Origin of the sequence: Polaribacter huanghezhanensis (genome assembly GCF_030444335.1) — a bacterium.
Lineage (GTDB): Bacteria > Bacteroidota > Bacteroidia > Flavobacteriales > Flavobacteriaceae > Polaribacter > Polaribacter huanghezhanensis.
The window spans coordinates 816,770-833,907 of record NZ_CP128595.1; the positions used below are offsets into that span (position 1 = coordinate 816,770).

At 32.6% G+C, this 17,138-nt stretch carries 17 protein-coding genes; 6 read left to right on the forward strand and 11 right to left on the reverse strand.

Annotated features, from left to right (window positions below; genetic code table 11):
* Positions 1 to 19: 19 nt before the first annotated feature.
* Both KCTC32516_RS03950 and KCTC32516_RS03955 read left to right on the forward strand, forming a co-directional pair.
* Complete coding sequence (locus KCTC32516_RS03950; RefSeq protein WP_301402130.1) at positions 20 to 886, forward strand: hypothetical protein; 867 nt, start codon at positions 20 to 22, stop codon at positions 884 to 886.
* Between the two features lie 109 nt (positions 887 to 995).
* Positions 996 to 2,684 (forward strand): glutamine--tRNA ligase/YqeY domain fusion protein, encoded by a 1,689-nt coding sequence (locus KCTC32516_RS03955; protein ID WP_301402131.1) that lies wholly within the window; start codon positions 996 to 998, stop codon positions 2,682 to 2,684.
* A 68-nt stretch (positions 2,685 to 2,752) separates the two neighbouring features.
* On the opposite strand, the gene KCTC32516_RS03960 is transcribed toward KCTC32516_RS03955, so the two are convergent.
* From KCTC32516_RS03960 to trhO, 10 genes are all read right to left on the reverse strand, one after another.
* The gene (locus KCTC32516_RS03960; RefSeq protein ID WP_301402132.1) at positions 2,753 to 3,256 is read right to left on the reverse strand and encodes a DUF1761 domain-containing protein; all 504 of its coding nucleotides are present in this window, start codon (positions 3,254 to 3,256) and stop codon (positions 2,753 to 2,755) included.
* Between the two features lie 115 nt (positions 3,257 to 3,371).
* Positions 3,372 to 4,364, reverse strand: coding sequence for a DUF4837 family protein (locus tag KCTC32516_RS03965; protein WP_301402133.1), 993 nt, complete (start codon positions 4,362 to 4,364; stop codon positions 3,372 to 3,374).
* A gap of 82 nt (positions 4,365 to 4,446) precedes the next feature.
* Positions 4,447 to 5,733: a lytic transglycosylase domain-containing protein gene (locus tag KCTC32516_RS03970; protein ID WP_301402134.1), complete on the reverse strand. Its 1,287-nt coding sequence runs from the start codon at positions 5,731 to 5,733 to the stop codon at positions 4,447 to 4,449.
* A gap of 3 nt (positions 5,734 to 5,736) precedes the next feature.
* On the reverse strand, positions 5,737 to 6,498 hold the full coding sequence (locus KCTC32516_RS03975; protein WP_301402135.1) for an exodeoxyribonuclease III: 762 nt from the start codon (positions 6,496 to 6,498) through the stop codon (positions 5,737 to 5,739).
* A 110-nt stretch (positions 6,499 to 6,608) separates the two neighbouring features.
* On the reverse strand, positions 6,609 to 7,271 hold the full coding sequence (locus tag KCTC32516_RS03980) for a 3-oxoacid CoA-transferase subunit B (protein WP_301402136.1): 663 nt from the start codon (positions 7,269 to 7,271) through the stop codon (positions 6,609 to 6,611).
* A 4-nt stretch (positions 7,272 to 7,275) separates the two neighbouring features.
* Positions 7,276 to 7,977, reverse strand: a complete 702-nt coding sequence (locus KCTC32516_RS03985; RefSeq protein WP_301402137.1) for a CoA transferase subunit A — start codon at positions 7,975 to 7,977, stop codon at positions 7,276 to 7,278.
* A 10-nt stretch (positions 7,978 to 7,987) separates the two neighbouring features.
* A complete protein-coding gene (locus KCTC32516_RS03990) occupies positions 7,988 to 10,282 on the reverse strand; it encodes a penicillin-binding protein 1A (protein WP_301402138.1) in 2,295 nt (764 codons plus the stop codon).
* A 2-nt stretch (positions 10,283 to 10,284) separates the two neighbouring features.
* Entirely contained in the window at positions 10,285 to 10,776 is a 492-nt protein-coding gene (locus tag KCTC32516_RS03995; protein ID WP_301402139.1) for a gliding motility lipoprotein GldH, read from the reverse strand.
* Positions 10,757 to 12,094, reverse strand: coding sequence for a PSP1 domain-containing protein (locus KCTC32516_RS04000; protein WP_301402140.1), 1,338 nt, complete (start codon positions 12,092 to 12,094; stop codon positions 10,757 to 10,759). Before KCTC32516_RS04000 ends, KCTC32516_RS03995 begins: the two co-directional genes overlap by 20 nt.
* Positions 12,095 to 12,293: 199 nt before the next feature.
* A complete protein-coding gene (gene trhO / locus KCTC32516_RS04005; RefSeq protein ID WP_301402141.1) occupies positions 12,294 to 13,325 on the reverse strand; it encodes an oxygen-dependent tRNA uridine(34) hydroxylase TrhO in 1,032 nt (343 codons plus the stop codon).
* Positions 13,326 to 13,432: 107 nt separating this feature from the next.
* Between trhO and KCTC32516_RS04010 the strand changes: the two genes are divergently transcribed.
* Complete coding sequence (locus tag KCTC32516_RS04010; RefSeq protein ID WP_301402142.1) at positions 13,433 to 13,903, forward strand: hypothetical protein; 471 nt, start codon at positions 13,433 to 13,435, stop codon at positions 13,901 to 13,903.
* A 125-nt stretch (positions 13,904 to 14,028) separates the two neighbouring features.
* Positions 14,029 to 15,018 (forward strand): aspartate-semialdehyde dehydrogenase, encoded by a 990-nt coding sequence (locus KCTC32516_RS04015; RefSeq protein ID WP_301402143.1) that lies wholly within the window; start codon positions 14,029 to 14,031, stop codon positions 15,016 to 15,018.
* A gap of 130 nt (positions 15,019 to 15,148) precedes the next feature.
* Here the strand turns inward: KCTC32516_RS04015 and trxA are convergent, their stop codons facing one another.
* Complete coding sequence (gene trxA, locus KCTC32516_RS04020) at positions 15,149 to 15,508, reverse strand: thioredoxin (RefSeq protein WP_301402144.1); 360 nt, start codon at positions 15,506 to 15,508, stop codon at positions 15,149 to 15,151.
* Between the two features lie 137 nt (positions 15,509 to 15,645).
* On the opposite strand from trxA, the gene KCTC32516_RS04025 reads away from it, so the two are divergent.
* Positions 15,646 to 16,017 carry a DoxX family membrane protein gene (locus tag KCTC32516_RS04025; protein ID WP_301402145.1) on the forward strand — a complete coding sequence of 124 codons (372 nt, stop codon included), beginning with the start codon at positions 15,646 to 15,648 and terminating at the stop codon, positions 16,015 to 16,017.
* Between the two features lie 87 nt (positions 16,018 to 16,104).
* Positions 16,105 to 17,034: an ABC transporter ATP-binding protein gene (locus KCTC32516_RS04030; RefSeq protein WP_301402146.1), complete on the forward strand. Its 930-nt coding sequence runs from the start codon at positions 16,105 to 16,107 to the stop codon at positions 17,032 to 17,034.
* Positions 17,035 to 17,138 lie beyond the last annotated feature (104 nt).

The following is a 17,138-nucleotide window of genomic DNA, read 5'->3' on the forward strand; positions in this document are numbered from 1 at the left end:
AAGATTAGATAATTAAAAAATGAAAGATAAAAAAAAGATAGCCAAATTAATACTTCTTACAATTGTCTTAGTAAATTTTACTTCTTGTATTATTAATGACGGCATCAAAGACACCTCTATTTTGATTGATTCAGGTACTGACCCTAATTTTAAAATTGTATCCAATACTGATCGTAAATTTAAAAATTTTAATAGAAAAATTGTGGTTTTTGATATCCCAATTTTTGCATTTAAAGACGTCGAAGACTCAAAATTGATTCATGTTGCTAATGTATTAGCACAATATTTAGATAATGATGAAGATGGTGTTGTCGATAATACTACTGTTCATGCTCAATTAAAAACAGGTAAATCTTTTATTTATTTATGGAAAACGACAGTTCAAAGAGATGCTGTTATTCCGCCAAGCGGATATAATGTGTTTGATATTGATGCAGATACTATAAATATTATTTGGCATTCGAATGGACACACAGTTCTTTTTGATGGCGCAATAGAGTCAGTTTGGACATTTATATCAAAAAACGGATATGAAGTTTCGTATCCTGCAATATTTAGTAGTCAGGCTAATTCTGAAATTAGCGATGCAATGAATACTGCTCGGGGCAGTGTTTTTCAAAGCCCACCAGCAACTTATCCTACAGGGGCTTGGTTTACAAATACTGAGACTACTTGTAACTTTTCTTGCCAGGTAACTAAATACAATTTCTGGGTACTTTCTTCTATCTTGGGTGCAAATGAAAATAGATTAACAGATATTCAAAATGAATGGACGCTTAACACAAAAACGAAAGTACAATCTAGTGACCTTAAAGCTTGGGCAATTTTTACAAATACAACCTATAAGTTGCCTTCTAATTTGCCAGATGGAACTTACAGACATTAATGTTATTTTTTTAATTAAAACCCTTTCAAGTAATATAAAAGGGTTTCTTTTTTAATAGAACCAACCTCAACTATTTTGCTTAATTTTGTGGCTTCAATCTTAAGAGAACATGTCAGAAGAAAAAGTATCGCTCAACTTTTTAGAGCAAATTATTGAAAAAGATTTAGCAAGCGGAATGCCAAAAGAAAACTTGCGCTTTCGTTTTCCACCAGAGCCAAATGGATATTTGCATATTGGTCATACCAAAGCTATCGGAATTAGTTTTGGTTTGGGATTAAAATACAAGGCGCCTGTAAATTTGCGTTTTGATGATACAAATCCTGTCAAAGAAGAACAAGAATATGTGGATGCAATCAAGGAAGATATTTCTTGGTTGGGATATCAATGGTCAAATGAGTTGTACTCTTCAGATTATTTTCAGCAATTATATGACTGGGCTGTTTTGTTGATAAAAGACGGAAAAGCATATGTAGATTCACAATCATCTGAAGAAATGCGCGTGCAAAAAGGAACGCCAACTGAAGCTGGAACAAACAGTCCTTTTAGAAGTCGTTCTGTTGAAGAAAACTTGGAGTTATTTCAAGGAATGAAAGACGGTAAGTTTAAAGAAGGAGAACACACATTGCGTGCAAAAATTGATATGGCGAGTCCAAACATGTTGCTTCGCGATCCAATGATGTACAGAATTATGTACAAAGAACATCACAGAACGGGCACAAATTGGTGCATTTATCCAATGTATGATTGGACGCATGGTGAAAGCGATTATATTGAACAAATATCACATTCTTTATGTTCTTTAGAGTTTAAGCCTCACAGAGAATTGTACGATTGGTTTCGTGACCATGTATACGAATACAGCAAATCTGATTATCCAAACCCACCAAAACAACGCGAATTTTCTCGTTTAAACTTAAGTTATACCATTATGAGTAAACGCAAGTTGTTAACTTTGGTAGAAAACGGAATCGTTAATGGCTGGGACGATCCAAGAATGCCAACAATTTCTGGTTTACGAAGACGTGGTTATACACCAAATTCTATCAAAAACTTTATAGAAACAGTAGGTGTTTCTAAACGTGAAAACGTTATTGATGTGGCGCTTTTAGAATTTAAAATTAGAGAAGATTTAAACAAAACAGCTGATAGAGTAATGGCGGTTTTAGATCCTGTAAAAGTAATTATTGATAATTATCCTGAAGGAAAAGAAGAAGTTTTAATTGCAGAAAACAATCAAGAAGACGAAAGTGCTGGCTTTAGAGAGGTTCCTTTCTCTAGAGAAATTTATATAGAACGAGAAGATTTTAGAGAAGAAGCAAATAAAAAATTCTTTAGACTTAAATTAGGAAAAGAAGTTCGTTTAAAGAATGCTTATTTTATCACTGCAACAAGTTGTGAAAAAGATGAAAATGGAGAAATTACTGTGATTCATTGTACCTATGATCCATTAACAAAATCGGGAAGCGGAACAGAAGAAAGCAAACGTAAAGTAAAAGGAACCTTGCATTGGGTCTCTGTAAAACACGCTGTGAAAGCAGAAGTAAGAGCTTATGATCGATTGTTTTTAGATGAAGCTCCAGATGCTCATAAAAACAAAGATTTTATGGAATTTATCAACCCAAATTCTTTAGAAATCATCAATGCTTTTGTAGAGCCAAGTCTGCAATCTGCTAAAATTGGAGAACGTTTTCAATTTCAACGTTTAGGATATTTTAATGTTGATACCGATTCAACTTCAGAAAAACTGGTTTTTAACAAAACCGTTGGTTTACGAGATAGTTGGGCAAATAAAAATTAGTTTAAAAATTTATTTTCAATAAAAAAAGACCGCAATGCTGCGGTCTTTTTTTTATATATATTTTGTTTTTAAAATGCTGTCTGACATAAAATCCCACCCATTAAAGCTATTGTTACTGTCCAATAGCCAGCATTTATCATCACGTATTTAAAGCTTTTTTTTTCAAACAATGCGTTTGTTCCCATAACAGGTAAAACAATTAGTAAACCAATCATTGCACCGTGTAAAGCGCCATGACCGAAAGTTCTAAAACGATCTCCATATTCTGCCATAAAATTTTGAAAATACGTAAATGCTTCTCCTGTTCCCTCTGTAAATCCAGGTTCTCCCATTAGTACAGATTGTGCTCCAAACTGATGAATTACTAAAGTTTGTAATACAAATGCCATTAAAAAACTTAGTACATAACTCAATCCAAAAATTAAAGCCATGTTTCCTCCTTGCATCGATTCTTTTGTAAAGCCCATCTCTTTCATCCAAGCATTTTGAAAGAGTATTGGTCCGTACCAAATAAAGCCCATAATCAAAGGGATTAAGGCTGAAACTGCCGTTGTTAAAAAGTTAAATTCCATAATATATTAGTTTATTGATTCTCTCAAATATAGGAATTAACTTTTTGATTTTTAAATAATTAAAACAAAAAAAAGGCTAAAAAAATTGCTTTAGCCTTTTTTAATTAGATGTTTTTTATTTAATTTTTAACGATTTTCCAATGGCTTCTAAATCAAAAATAAAATCTCTTTTATCAACTGAAGGTGCATACGTAAATCCTTCAAAAACAATTAATCTGTTGTTTTTTTTATCAACTACAGTGTAATTTAAAAAAGGTCCAGCCATAAAATCATTTTTCACTTCCCATTTTCCTCTTGTTTCAAATGCTTTTTTATTATCAATAACGGCATTTAGTGTTTGGGGAGTAAAAGCTGCTTCTGTTATCATGTACATTCCTTCTTTAGAGCCAGGAATGTATTCTTCTCCAATAGCATTTCTGTTTTTAATAATCTCATTATTAACATCAAAATCAAATTCTTCTGTTAAAGGAACTGAATATACTAAGATGTTGCTTGTTCCATCTCCTCTAGCAATTCCGCTCATTATACGTTGTCTTAGCCACAAAAAATCTCCTGTATCTTCTACTGTTCTAAAATCTGTAGGAATAATTAAAGACAACCCTAATTTTTCTAATGTTTTATATTTAGAAACATCCACTTTTTTCGAATAAAATCGTTGTTGAATGTGTTTAATCTCTGAATCTCTAAAAATTTTAACAATTTCTTTTTTATGTTTATCTAACTGTTCGTTTAATCCCTCTTTGTCTTTGGCGGTAACATACACTAAGGTTTGGGGTCTCGCATAAAAATCTTTTTGAACTCTAAAAGACTCATTTTCTGCTATCTGAACAAATAAAATGTTTCTGTATTTATTCATCATACTACCAAATCCTTTTGGAGCTATTTGAGTAACACTGAAAGTTGTTTCTGGTTGAGGTAAACCAACAACCAATTTTCCTAAAAATTCTCTAAGATTATCTCCAACTTTACCAGACCAATCGCTTGCATCTGTTACCACCAAAAGTTGATTAGATTGACCAACTGAACTACTTAATACAAAAGTGTCTTTTGGGTTTTTACATGAAGTAAAAAAAAGCAATAGTGCAATTATTGTGAAACCTTTTTTCATATGTATTTATTTACAGTTTTAGTTATGTTGATATCCCTCTCAAATACTATTCCACTTTTAGAAAAATCAAATTGTTTTTTATTTATAATCTTCTTGGGAAAATAGTTAATCGTTGTCCAATTTTTAAATTGGTGCTTCTAAGTCGGTTCCATTTTTTAATTTGACTCACTCGAACGCCAAATTTTTTAGCTATTTTTCCTAAGTAATCTCCGCTACGAACTTTATATCTTAATCGTTGATTTAACTCTAAATATTTTGGTAGTGGTTTTTCTCTTTTCGCATTATCTTCATCAACCAACGCATACAATTCCTTTTCTTTTTCTAAAAATTTAATCGTTGCATTTCTTGGAATTGTTACCGAATATTTTTTATTTTTTACAAACGGAATGATATCTAATTTGTATTCAGGATTTAAAAATTGCAACATTTCTGTTTCTATTCCGGTAACTTCTGTAATTTGATCAAATGAAACTGTTTTTTTAATCTGAATTGTATCGGTAGCAAAATGATAAATTGGCGGATTTTCTGGTGCTAAACCGTGTTCTTTTGCATATTTAAAAATATACAATGTTGCATAAAAAGCAGGAACATATCCAGCGGTTTCTCTTGGTAAATATTGACGAAGATTCCAGTAATTTTGATAACCTCCAGAACGTTTTATCGCTTTAGAAACATTTCCAGGCCCAGAATTATAAGCGGCCAACGCTAAATCCCAATCGCCAAAAATATCATACAAATCGCTTAAATATTTACACGCTGCAATGGTTGCTTTTATCGGATCTTGACGCTCATCAACATAAGAATTTACATTTAATTTATATTGTTTGCCTGTTAAATACATAAATTGCCACAACCCTTTTGCACCAACTCTAGATCGTGCTCTTGGGTTTAAAGCAGATTCTACAATTGCCAGATACTTCATTTCTAACGGAATATCAAACTGATCTAAATATTTTTCGAACATCGGAAAATAATACTCTGCTTTTGCCATTAAGGCCGGATAGTATTTTTTTCTATATTTTAAATACGAGTTGATTACATTTTCTAAAATTGGATTGTATTCTATAAAAAAAGGAGAAGAATTATCTAACTGTTTTAAGCGTTCTTTTAAAAGGCTTGTAGGGATTTTTTTTGTCGGTTTTTCTTTTGCCTCTAGTCCTTTAATTACGTAATTAATATTGGCTGTTAGAGGAGATTTGTATCGTGTTTCTATAACCAAACTATCTATTAAAGACAAATCTTTATCACTAAAGAATCCTTTTTTAGAAGTGTTTTTTAACGAATCATTTGCAGTACTGTCTTGTTTGATTTGTGCTGATAGAGAAAAAGATAAAAAAAGAAATAAAAATGTAATTTTTTGATAGTTCATATTTTAAAAATCTAATTCAACAACAATCGGGCAATGATCTGAGTGTTTTGCTTCTGGTAAAATATAGGCTCTAGAGATAGCTGATTTTAGGGGTTCTGAAACCATTGCGTAATCTAAGCGCCAACCTTTATTATTTGCTCTAGAATTTGCTCTATAACTCCACCAAGAAAATTCTTGTTTGTCTTTATGTAAATAACGGAAGCTATCTATAAATCCGCTTTTGATAAAACTCCCAATCCATTCTCTTTCTTCTGGCAAAAACCCAGAAACTCCTTTCATTTTCGGATTGTGAATGTCTATTTCTTCATGACAAATATTATAATCTCCACAAATCACCAAATTTGAAATTTCCTTTTTCAATTCATTCATATATTCTTGAATTTCCGCCATATAATTGAACTTAAAATCAAGTCGAGCATCGTTCGTTCCAGAAGGTAAATACATGCTCATTACAGAAACCTCATCAAAATCTACACGTAAATTTCTTCCTTCTAAATCCATCGTCTCAATTCCTGTTCCATATGCAATGTGGTTTGGTTTTTCTTTGCATAAAATCGCCACCGAAGAATAGCCTTTTTTTTCTGCCGAAAACCAATAATGATATGGATACCCAGCATCTTCAAACTCCGATACATCTAATTGTTCTTTATGCGCTTTGGTTTCTTGAATACAAATGACATCTGGACTTGCAGCTTGCAACCAATCTAAAAACCCTTTTTTTAAAGCAGCTCTAATTCCGTTTACGTTGTATGATATTATTTTCATATTCCCCTTTTAATTTCCCCAAAGGGGAAAAACTTGTTTTTTATTTTGCTGTAAAATTAATTTTAAATACTTTTTTTTGAGCGCTCAAAATCCTTTCCTTTCAAAAGAATTTAGGATAGGAATTTCATTTCTGAGATCTCTCCTTCAACAATTAAAGTTCCTTCGGTAGCATTTTTAATTTCTTCTACAGAAACTCCGGGAGCTCTTTCTAACAAATGAAATGCACCATTTTTAATTTCTAAAACAGCCAAATTGGTTACTACTTTTTTAACGCAACCAACTCCAGTAAGCGGAAGAGAACATTGTTTTAAGATTTTCGATTCTCCTTTTTTATTGGTGTGCATCATGGCAACAATAATGTTTTCTGCGGATGCAACTAAATCCATTGCGCCTCCCATTCCTTTTACCATTTTACCTGGAATTTTCCAATTAGCGATGTCTCCGTTTTGTGCAACTTCCATGGCGCCAAGAACTGTTAATTGCACGTGTTGTCCGCGGATCATTCCAAAACTCATTGCAGAGTCAAATAAAGAACCACCTTTTAAAATGGTAACCGTTTGTTTTCCTGCATTGATTAAATCAGCATCTTCTGTTCCTTCAACCGGAAATGGGCCCATTCCGAGCAATCCATTTTCTGATTGAAACTCAACTTCAATATCATTAGGAACATAGTTTGCAACTAAAGTTGGAATTCCAATCCCTAAGTTTACATACCATTTATCTTCTATTTCTTGGGCAATTCTTTGCGCTATTTGTTCTTTTGATAATGCCATTTTGTTACGATTTAAGAGTTACTGTTCGTTGTTCAATTCTTTTTTCGTAAGCTGTTCCTTGAAAAATACGTTGTACAAAAATCCCTGGTGTATGAATTTGATTTGGATCTAATTCTCCTGCTTCAACCAATTCTTCTACCTCAACAACCGTAATTTTTCCTGCCATTGCCATCATCGGATTAAAATTACGCGCTGTTCCTTTAAAAATTAAATTTCCGGCAGTATCTCCTTTCCAAGCCTTTACAAAAGCAAACTGCGGATAAAATGCGTGTTCTAAAACATACATTTTTCCGTTAAATTCTCTTGTTTCTTTTCCTTCGGCAACTTCGGTTCCATAACCTGCTGGCGTATAAAAAGCAGGAATTCCCGCGCCTGTTGCTCTACAGCGTTCGGCTAATGTTCCTTGTGGAATTAAATCTACTTCTAATTCTCCAGATAACATTTGACGCTCAAACTCGTCATTTTCTCCAACATAAGAAGAAATCATTTTTTTAATTTGACGCTTTTGCAATAACAATCCCAATCCAAAATCATCTACACCAGCATTGTTAGAAATGCATGTTAAATCTGTGGTTCCTAACCGTACCAATTCTGAAATGCAGTTTTCTGGAATTCCACACAAACCAAAACCTCCTAACATAAATGTCATTCCGTTTTCAACTCCATGCAAAGCTTCTGCTACATTTTTTACTACTTTATTTATCATCTTTATAAAATTAGAAATCTGTATCTCCTTTTTTAATTACTGGTATTTCTTTTTCATCAACCTTTTTAACATCACCACAATCTAAACGAATAGATATTGGGTTTTCTGGTTTCTCAAAATCTTCTTTGCTGATATTTAACGTTGGATCTTCATAACATTTTCTCATAAAGATTGCCCAAGTTGGTAACGACATTGATGCTCCTTGTCCTTTTCCAATTGTTTCAAAATGAATAGCATTGTCTTCTCCACCAGTCCAAACTCCTGTTGCTAAATTCGGAACAACTCCCATAAACCAACCATCTGTGTGATTTTGTGTAGTTCCTGTTTTTCCGGCAATCGGATTTTGAAATCCGTACGGATAACCTGTTACATAATCTGGTCTTGGGTATGTTGTTCTTAATCGAATTCCAGATCCTGAAATGGTAACTCCTTTTAATAAATCTAAGATTACATACGCAGATTCTTCACTTAAAACTTCTTGTGTTTTTGGAGTAAATTGCGTTAAAACTGTTCCGTTTTTATCTTCTATTCTGGTAATCATCATTGGTTCTACACGCAAACCTTTGTTTGCAAACATTGCATAAGCGCTTACCATTTCATACAAAGACAACTCAACAGTTCCTAATGCTATTGATGGCGTTTCTGGAATTGTTCTTGTAATTCCAAGTGATTGTTTTGCCAATCTTGCAACATTTTTTGGACCAACCATGTCTATTAATCTCGCAGACATTGTGTTTACAGAATTCGCCAATCCTTCTTTTAAACTTAATTCTCCTTTATATCTTAATGGATTTTCTCCAGAATTTCTTGGTGTCCAAGATTCTGGATTTCCATATTTTCCTGCTTTAATTGTATAAGGAGCAATCGGATATCTATCGCAAGGAGATAATTTTAATTGATTAATTGCAGTTGCGTACACAAATGGTTTAAATGTAGAACCAACTTGTCTTCTTCCTTGTTCTACATGATCGTATTTAAAATGTTTGTTGTTAATTCCGCCCACCCAAGCTTTTATATGCCCTGTTTGTGGTTCCATTGACATCAATCCTGAATGTAAAAAATACTTGTAATATTTTATTGAATCTGCTGGTGTCATTATGGTATCTCTATCTCCTTTCCAAGTAAAAATTTTCATTTTTCTCTTTCTAAGAAAAGAAGCTTCTATTTCTTTTTCTGGTGTTTTTAGTCTTTTCATTTCTCGCCAGCGGTCAGAATTTTTCTTTGCTCTGGTTAAAATCATTTCTATTTGCTCTGGTTCTAAATCGTAAAAAGGAGCTGTTTCATTACTTTTTTGCTCTGCATCAAAATAAGATTGTAGATTCGAAATATGTGTCTTTACGGCTTCTTCTGCGTATTTTTGCATGCGAGAATCTATGGTTACATACACTTTTAACCCATCGGCATAAATATTATATTTTTCTCCGTTTGGCTTTGGATTTGTCTTTACCCATTGTTTTAAATATTCTCTTAAATATTCTCTAAAATAAGTTGCATAACCATCACTATGACTTTCTGGAGTGTAATTTATTTCTAAAGGCAATTGTTGTAAAGAATCTTTTTCTTGAAGGGTCAAAAAACCATTCTTTTCCATTTGTTTTAATACTACATTTCTACGGTTATGTACTAATTCTTTTCTCCTTAAAGGGTTGAAATAAGAGGAGTTTTTAAGCATTCCCACCAACATTGCAGATTCTTCAATTTTTAATTCATTGGGTTCTTTCCCAAAATAAATTCTTGAAGCAGAACGAATTCCAACTGCCTGATTTAAAAAATCGTACTTGTTTAAGTACATTGTTAAAATTTCTTGTTTGGTATATTGACGCTCTAAACGAACAGCGATCACATATTCTTGAAATTTTTGAAGTACTCTTTGAACAATGTTTTTAGATCCTTCTCCGTGAACTAATATTTTTGCAAACTGTTGTGTTATTGTGCTTCCACCACCATCTTTTCCTAATTTAGCAATGGCACGTGCTGTGGCTTTAAAATCGACACCAGAATGTTCATAAAACCGTTCGTCTTCTGTAGCGGTTAATGCTTGTACTAAATTTTTCGGTAAATCTTTAAACTGTATTGGAGTTCTGTTTTCGTACGCATAAGTTCCCAGCGTTTTTCCATCAGAAGAAATAATTTCTGTTGCTAAATTATTTTCTGGATTTTCTAATTCTTCAAATGTTGGTAAAGTGCCAAAAACACCCCAAGAAGCCAATAAAAATAAGAGAAAAATAGATGTAAATCCACCAATAACAATCCCCCAGAACCACTTTATATATTTTTTAAAATCTGTTGCTTTTTTCTTAGTCATTTTTACTTCTTTTCAATTCTAAATCCAACTTCGGTAATTCCTTTTAAACTTTCTATTCCGTTTATTGCTCCATTTTTACGCATCGCTTGCGACACTGAAACAGCATATTCGCCAGACATTGGAAAAACGACGTTTTCTTTATAAAACAATTTGTTTTCTTTTATTCCTGTAAATCCTTTTCCTAAAAAATGACCAGAATTATCTGCCATTTCATACTCCAACGTATCTACAATTTTCTTGCCATTCGGAAAACGCAACGTGGTTATTAAAAACAAATTGCTATAACTGTATTTTTGATTGTTTCTAATCGTTAAAAACAAGTCTTTTTTATTGATCGTATCTTTCACTTCAAAATTAAAAGAAACTGCATTCTCACTTTTCCAAGAATTATCAGCAATAGAAGAAATAGCATCATATTCTCTTTTAGAATCACACGAAATGATGCTAAAAGCAACAAAAACAAATACAATAAATTTACTCTTGTTTGTTTTCATTAGAATTGGTTCTATTTTGGTTTTTGTTTCGATTGTTGTTCTTACGAAATGGTTTCTTCTTTTGTTTGTTTTCTACAACATTAGTTGTTGCAGCTGCTTTATTCTGATTTGGATTTCTCTTTGGTTTCGGTTTGTTTGGTTGATTTGTATTTTGAGCTTTTACTGCAGGCTTCTTTTTGTTTCTATTGTTTTTTCTACGGCCTTTTTTCTGTTTAGGAGCATCAAAACGCGTTAAACTATCTTGCCCAACAACATTTTCGAAATCTACTTTAACAATTTCTGCAATGTCTGATTCGTAATCTTCTAACGGAGCAGCTTCTTCGTTATTTTTGTTCAAGTCAATTATTTCATTTACTTGCTCTAAGGTTAACTGAAACCATTTAAAACTATTGTCTTTGTACGTGTACCACAACGCTTTTTTAAAGATGTCCATTTTTACAAAAACAGCATCGCCATTTTCTGTTTTCAATACTTTTTCTTGCTTCGGAAACGCTTTTAACGCATCTAAATACGTGTCTAATTCAAAGTTTAAACAACATTTTAATTTACCACATTGTCCCGCTAATTTTAACGGATTTAACGATAATTGTTGGTATCTCGCCGCCGCGGTATTTACTTTTCTAAAATCTGTTAACCAAGTAGAACAACACAATTCTCTACCACAAGATCCAACACCACCTAAACGCGCTGCTTCTTGACGTAAACCAACTTGTTTCATTTCTACTCTGATAGAAAATGCGCTTGCTAAATCTCTAATTAATTGTCTAAAATCTACACGTTCATCGGCTGTATAATAAAAAGTTGCTTTGTTTCCATCGCCTTGATATTCTACATCAGAAAGTTTCATTTTTAGCCCTAAGCGACCCAAAATTTCTCTTCCTCTGCGTTGTGTTTCTTGTTCTTTTTCTCTGTAAGACTGCCAAATATCAATGTCTTTTTGAGACGCTTTTCGGTAGATTTTTAAAATTTCTTCGCTATCTTCTTTTACATTTTTCTTTTTTAATTGCACCTTCACCAATTCTCCACCTAAAGAAATGGTTCCAATATCGTGTCCTGGAGAACTTTCTACTGCAACAACATCTCCCATAGAAAGTGTTAGGTTTTCTGTGTTTTTAAAGAAGTGTTTCCGTCCGTTTTTAAAACGCACTTCGTAAATATTAAAAGGAGCTTCGCCGTTTGGCAAAGTCATGTTTGATAACCAATCGAAAACGGCTAATTTACTTCCGCTTCCGCAAGACCCACCGGTTCCACAATTTCCGTTACTTTTACAGCCATTTGGAACGCCGCCGTCTTTTGTTGAGCAACTTGTACAGCTCATAGAATGTATATATTTTTTAAAAAACGAAAGTGCTTTTTGTGGCAACTCTTGTTTTTATTGGGTTCTTAAATAATTTGAAAATCAACTTAAAGTTGATGAATCTGTAAATATACGCATTCTCAAAGAATGAAAAAATGGTTTTTTAGCATAAAAAAAGACCTCAAATTTGAGGTCTTTTAAAAATTCTTTTTTATTGTTATTACTTCTTAAAAGTCAACACTTCTGATCTTCCTTTTTTGAAAATTTTATTGCTGTTTCCTTTTCCTTTTCTCAGTTCTTTTTGTTCTTCAAAAGGCAAAGCTGCTATTTCTTTACATTCATCAGAACAACAAGTATTCATTTTTTCTGAACACGATTTACATTGAATAAATAACAAATGACACGCTTCATTATCACAATTTACATGTTCATCGCAAGGTGCTCCACATTGATGACAATTAGAAACCACATCATCAGAAATTTTTTCTGCCCGTCGGTGATCAAACACAAAATTCTTTCCTAAAAATTTATTTTCAATGCCTTCGGATTGTACTTGACGTGTGTATTCTATAATTCCGCCTTCTAACTGGAAAACATTTTTAAACCCTTTGTGTTTATAATAAGCTGATGCTTTTTCACAACGAATTCCGCCCGTGCAATACATCAATAAATTTTTATCTTCTTTGTTGTCCTTTAAATCTTCTTCAATAATATCTAACGAATCTCTAAAGGTATCCACATCTGGAGTTACAGCACCATCAAAATGACCAATTTCACTTTCGTAATGATTTCGCATATCCACACAAACCGTGTTTGGATTTGCCAACATTTCGTTGAACTCCTTTGCGTTTAAATGAATTCCTTTATCAGTAACGTCAAAAGTTTCATCATTTAAACCATCTGCAACTATCTTGTCTCTAACTTTAACTTTTAGTTTTAAAAACGATTTATTATCGTGCTCAACAGCAACATTTAATCGGATGTCTTTTAAAAACGGAATGGCATCTAATTGCTGTTTCAGTGCTAACATTCTATCCGAAGGAACAGACAATTGTGCGTTAATTCCTTCGTAAGAAACGTAAATGCGTCCTAAAACATCCAATGCGTTCCATTCAAGAAATAATTGATCTCTAAAGGTTTGTGGGTCTTCTATCTTGTGATATTGATAGAATGAAATGGTTAAACGATCCTTACCGGCTTCGTCAATTAATGCAGCGCGTTCTTTTGCGCTTAACTTGTTGTACAGTTGCATGCTATACTTTTTTAGTTAGACAAAAAATTTTTGCAAATATAGTTAATAATAAAATTGTTTAATTAGGTTTTTAGCTACCTTTCAAAAAATTAACCAACCCAATTACTATGAAATACTTATTATTTACAATCGCTTTATTTTTATGCGCTAACATTACGGCTCAAGAATTACCAAAAAAATCTAAAATCTTTGTACGAGTGTACAATAACGAAGGTCAAAAAATTGCCAAAGGTAAAATGCTTAAAATTACTGATGATACTCTTTTTTTAAAAAAAGGAAGTAAATCCGTTACTGTTCCTTTGAGTGACATTATGTATATAAAAACCAAAAGAACAAATAAGCATAATGTATTAATAGGTGGACTATTTGGTGTTGGGTATGGTCTTTTTGGGCTAACTCAATCAAACGGGAGTAAATTTGATACAGTAGGTTTTGTTGTGCTCACTCCTCTGTTTGCTGCTTTTGGAAGTGGAATAGGATATCTTACAACACTCTTTAAAAAATCTACTCATTATTCTATTCAAAGTGATGCGATAAAATGGCAGGCATTTAAAGATGCAATGTACGCTCCACAATAAAGCGTTTAATACTTAACAATTTTATTTTTCTTGTAGCTTTTTAAACAACACTACAACTTATTGTCTTTTAAAAATACAAGTAATTGGTTTTTTCGTAATCTTTGCAGTATTAAAAATGATATAAAATGAAGATCGCAATTGTTGGCGCTACTGGAATGGTAGGAAATGTGATGTTAAAAGTATTAGCGGAGCGAAATTTTCCAATTACGGAATTGATTCCTGTTGCCTCAGAAAAATCTGTTGGAAAAATGATTTCATTTAACGGAAAAGAATTTGCTGTTGTAAACTTAGCAACTGCTGTTTCTATGAAACCAGATATTGCATTGTTTTCTGCTGGCGGAGAAACCTCTTTAGGATGGGCTCCAAAATTTGCTGAAGTTGGAACAACTGTTATTGATAATTCTTCTGCTTGGAGAATGGATCCTACAAAAAAGTTGGTAGTACCAGAAATTAATGGTGATGTGTTAACTGTTGATGATAAAATTATTGCAAATCCAAATTGTTCTACAATTCAATTGGTAATGGCATTGGCGCCTTTGCATAAAAAATATACAATGAAACGCGTGGTAATTTCTACGTATCAATCGGTTTCTGGAACGGGCGTAAAAGCAGTACAGCAATTAGATAATGAAGAAGCCGGAATTGATGGAGAAATGGCATATCCGCATAAAATTGGAAGAAATGCGTTGCCGCATTGTGATGTATTTTTAGAAAACGGATATACTAAAGAAGAAATGAAATTGGTAAAAGAACCAAAGAAAATTTTACGTGATAATTCTTTTTCTGTCACTGCAACTGCGGTTAGAATTCCGACTGCTGGCGGACATTCAGAAGCGGTAAATGTACAGTTTGAAAACGATTTTGATGTAAATGAAGTTCGTGAAATTTTAAGAAATACAGCCGGAATTATTGTGCAAGATGATGTAGCAAACAATGTGTATCCGATGCCAATTACCGCGCATGATAAAGACGAAGTTTTTGTGGGGAGAATCCGTAGAGATGAATCGCAAGAAAACACCTTAAACTTATGGATTGTTGCAGACAACTTACGTAAAGGGGCTGCTACAAATACAGTTCAGATTGCAGAATATTTAGTGGCTAATCATTTGGTTTAAACCATCTAGGTTTTGGTCATTGCGAGTAAAACGAAGCAGTCTTTTAATTTAGAGATTGCCACAGCAAATAAATTTGCTTCGCAATGACAGAATATCATAAAAAAACCTGAGTTAATAACTCGGGGTTTTTTTATTTCGTTACGTTTAAAACGTCTGCAATAATGCGTTCTAATTCTGGTTTTGGCAACGCTCCGTTTGCCATTTGTGGATCACCTTCTTTTGGGCAAAATAACATCGACGGAATGCTTCTTATTCCGAATGCCGCAGACAATTCTTGTTCTGCTTCTGTATCAACTTTATAAATGTTGATTTTTTCTCCGTATTCTTCACTTAATTGTTCTAAAATAGGTGCAATCATTTTACAGGGTCCGCACCAATCTGCATAAAAATCTATAATTGCCGGAACGTTTCCTTTAAACGTCCATTCTTTGTTTTCTTCAAAATTAAAAACCTTTTCTAAAAAGGCTGCTTTTGTTAAATTTTCTGTCATTTTTAATGTCTTAATTAGAGCAAATGTAGTCGTTTTTTATCAACATATATTACAGTTTATAAACCAAAACATTGTTGGTTTATTGTTTTTTTGTATCTTTTAAATTGAATAATTAATTATTAACTAACTTTTTTATTATGAAAACAGTGAATACAGTAGCTAGATACGTTTTAGGTCTAGCAATGTTAGTTTTTGGAGCTAACAAATTTTTTCGTTTTATGCCAAATATAGAATTATTTCGAACTGCTGAATCTTTTGTGGACTCATTAGATCGAAGTGGTTATATTTTCCCCCTTTTAGGGATTGCCTACATTATTGCAGGTTTATGCTTGGTGTTAAATAAAGCAGTGCCATTTGCCTTAATTGTTTTAGCCCCTGTATCTATAAATATCGTTGCATTTCATTTGGCTTATGACCCTAAAGGAATTTTAGTTGCAGCAGCGGTTGCAATATTAAACTTATTATTAATTTATACTAATTGGGATCGATTTAAACCTCTTTTTGAATAAGTAAGACTTTATTTTTTTTGCCTTATTTATCAAGTCAAAATCACTATTTTAGCCATAGTTTATCTTCAAATAATCTATGGCTTTTTTATGCTTTCAGTAAATAGTATTTTTTTTCAATATCAATCTAAAAAACCTGTTTTAAAAGACATCTCTTTTCTACTTAAAAAAGGAGAACATTTGTGTGTAATGGGAGAAAGCGGTTGCGGAAAATCAACTTTATTAAAAGCAGTTTACGGATTGTTAGATCTAAATAAAGGAACCATTTTTTGGGACGATACAGAAGTGTTGGGTCCAAAACACCATTTGGTTCCTGGAATGGATTTTATGAAACATGTTGCGCAAGATTTCGATTTGATGCCTTACACTTCTGTTTCAGAAAATATTAAGAAATTCTTGTCGCGTTTTTATCCTGAAGAAGCCCAAAAAAGAACACAAGAGTTATTAGAAGTGATTGAAATGACTGCTTTTGCCAATGTAAAAGTAAAAACCTTAAGCGGCGGACAACAACAACGTGTTGCTATTGCAAGAGCTTTGGCAAAAGAGCCAAAATTAATTTTATTAGACGAGCCTTTTAGTCAGATTGATAATTTTAAGAAAAACTCACTTCGAAGAAATCTTTTTGTGTATTTAAAAGAAAAAAATATTGCGTGTATTGTTGCAACACACGACAAAAATGATGCACTCTCTTTTGCAGATTCTTTATTGATTATCCGTGATCATAAAATATTGGTAAACGACACTCCAAAAGATATTTACAACAATCCAAAAGAAAACTATGTTGCAGCTTTGTTTGATGATGTGAGCGAAATTACCATCAATAACAAAAAACAATTATTCTATCCGCATCAAATAAAAATTGTTAAAAAATCTGAGCTAGAAGCAACCGTTTTACAAAGTTATTACAAAGGCTTTTATTGGTTGATAGCAGCTGATTTTAATGGGCAAAAAGTGTTTGTAAATCATAATTATAATTTAGCCTACAGAAAAATTATTTTTTTTGAGGTTAAAATAATTTAAAAAATTACCATCAAAAAGGTTTGCGTGTAATCTTTTAACGTATATTTGTTTTGTGGTTAAAATTTACACACTTATTAACATCAACTGTTTTTGTTGTTAATAAT

Excerpts from the sequence above, each read along its gene's own strand:
- KCTC32516_RS03975 (WP_301402135.1), bottom strand. The coding sequence starts at position 6,498 with ATGAAAATAATATCATACAACGTAAACGGAATTAGAGCTGCTTTAAAA.
- KCTC32516_RS03955 (WP_301402131.1), top strand. The coding sequence starts at position 996 with ATGTCAGAAGAAAAAGTATCGCTCAACTTTTTAGAGCAAATTATTGAA.
- KCTC32516_RS04000 (WP_301402140.1), bottom strand. The coding sequence starts at position 12,094 with ATGAGCTGTACAAGTTGCTCAACAAAAGACGGCGGCGTTCCAAATGGC.
- KCTC32516_RS04015 (WP_301402143.1), top strand. The coding sequence starts at position 14,029 with ATGAAGATCGCAATTGTTGGCGCTACTGGAATGGTAGGAAATGTGATG.
- KCTC32516_RS03965 (WP_301402133.1), bottom strand. The coding sequence starts at position 4,364 with ATGAAAAAAGGTTTCACAATAATTGCACTATTGCTTTTTTTTACTTCA.
- KCTC32516_RS03995 (WP_301402139.1), bottom strand. The coding sequence starts at position 10,776 with ATGAAAACAAACAAGAGTAAATTTATTGTATTTGTTTTTGTTGCTTTT.
- KCTC32516_RS03980 (WP_301402136.1), bottom strand. The coding sequence starts at position 7,271 with ATGGCATTATCAAAAGAACAAATAGCGCAAAGAATTGCCCAAGAAATA.
- trhO (WP_301402141.1), bottom strand. The coding sequence starts at position 13,325 with ATGCAACTGTACAACAAGTTAAGCGCAAAAGAACGCGCTGCATTAATT.
- KCTC32516_RS04010 (WP_301402142.1), top strand. The coding sequence starts at position 13,433 with ATGAAATACTTATTATTTACAATCGCTTTATTTTTATGCGCTAACATT.
- trxA (WP_301402144.1), bottom strand. The coding sequence starts at position 15,508 with ATGACAGAAAATTTAACAAAAGCAGCCTTTTTAGAAAAGGTTTTTAAT.
- KCTC32516_RS04030 (WP_301402146.1), top strand. The coding sequence starts at position 16,105 with ATGCTTTCAGTAAATAGTATTTTTTTTCAATATCAATCTAAAAAACCT.
- KCTC32516_RS04025 (WP_301402145.1), top strand. The coding sequence starts at position 15,646 with ATGAAAACAGTGAATACAGTAGCTAGATACGTTTTAGGTCTAGCAATG.
- KCTC32516_RS03990 (WP_301402138.1), bottom strand. The coding sequence starts at position 10,282 with ATGACTAAGAAAAAAGCAACAGATTTTAAAAAATATATAAAGTGGTTC.
- KCTC32516_RS03960 (WP_301402132.1), bottom strand. The coding sequence starts at position 3,256 with ATGGAATTTAACTTTTTAACAACGGCAGTTTCAGCCTTAATCCCTTTG.
- KCTC32516_RS03950 (WP_301402130.1), top strand. The coding sequence starts at position 20 with ATGAAAGATAAAAAAAAGATAGCCAAATTAATACTTCTTACAATTGTC.
- KCTC32516_RS03970 (WP_301402134.1), bottom strand. The coding sequence starts at position 5,733 with ATGAACTATCAAAAAATTACATTTTTATTTCTTTTTTTATCTTTTTCT.
- KCTC32516_RS03985 (WP_301402137.1), bottom strand. The coding sequence starts at position 7,977 with ATGATAAATAAAGTAGTAAAAAATGTAGCAGAAGCTTTGCATGGAGTT.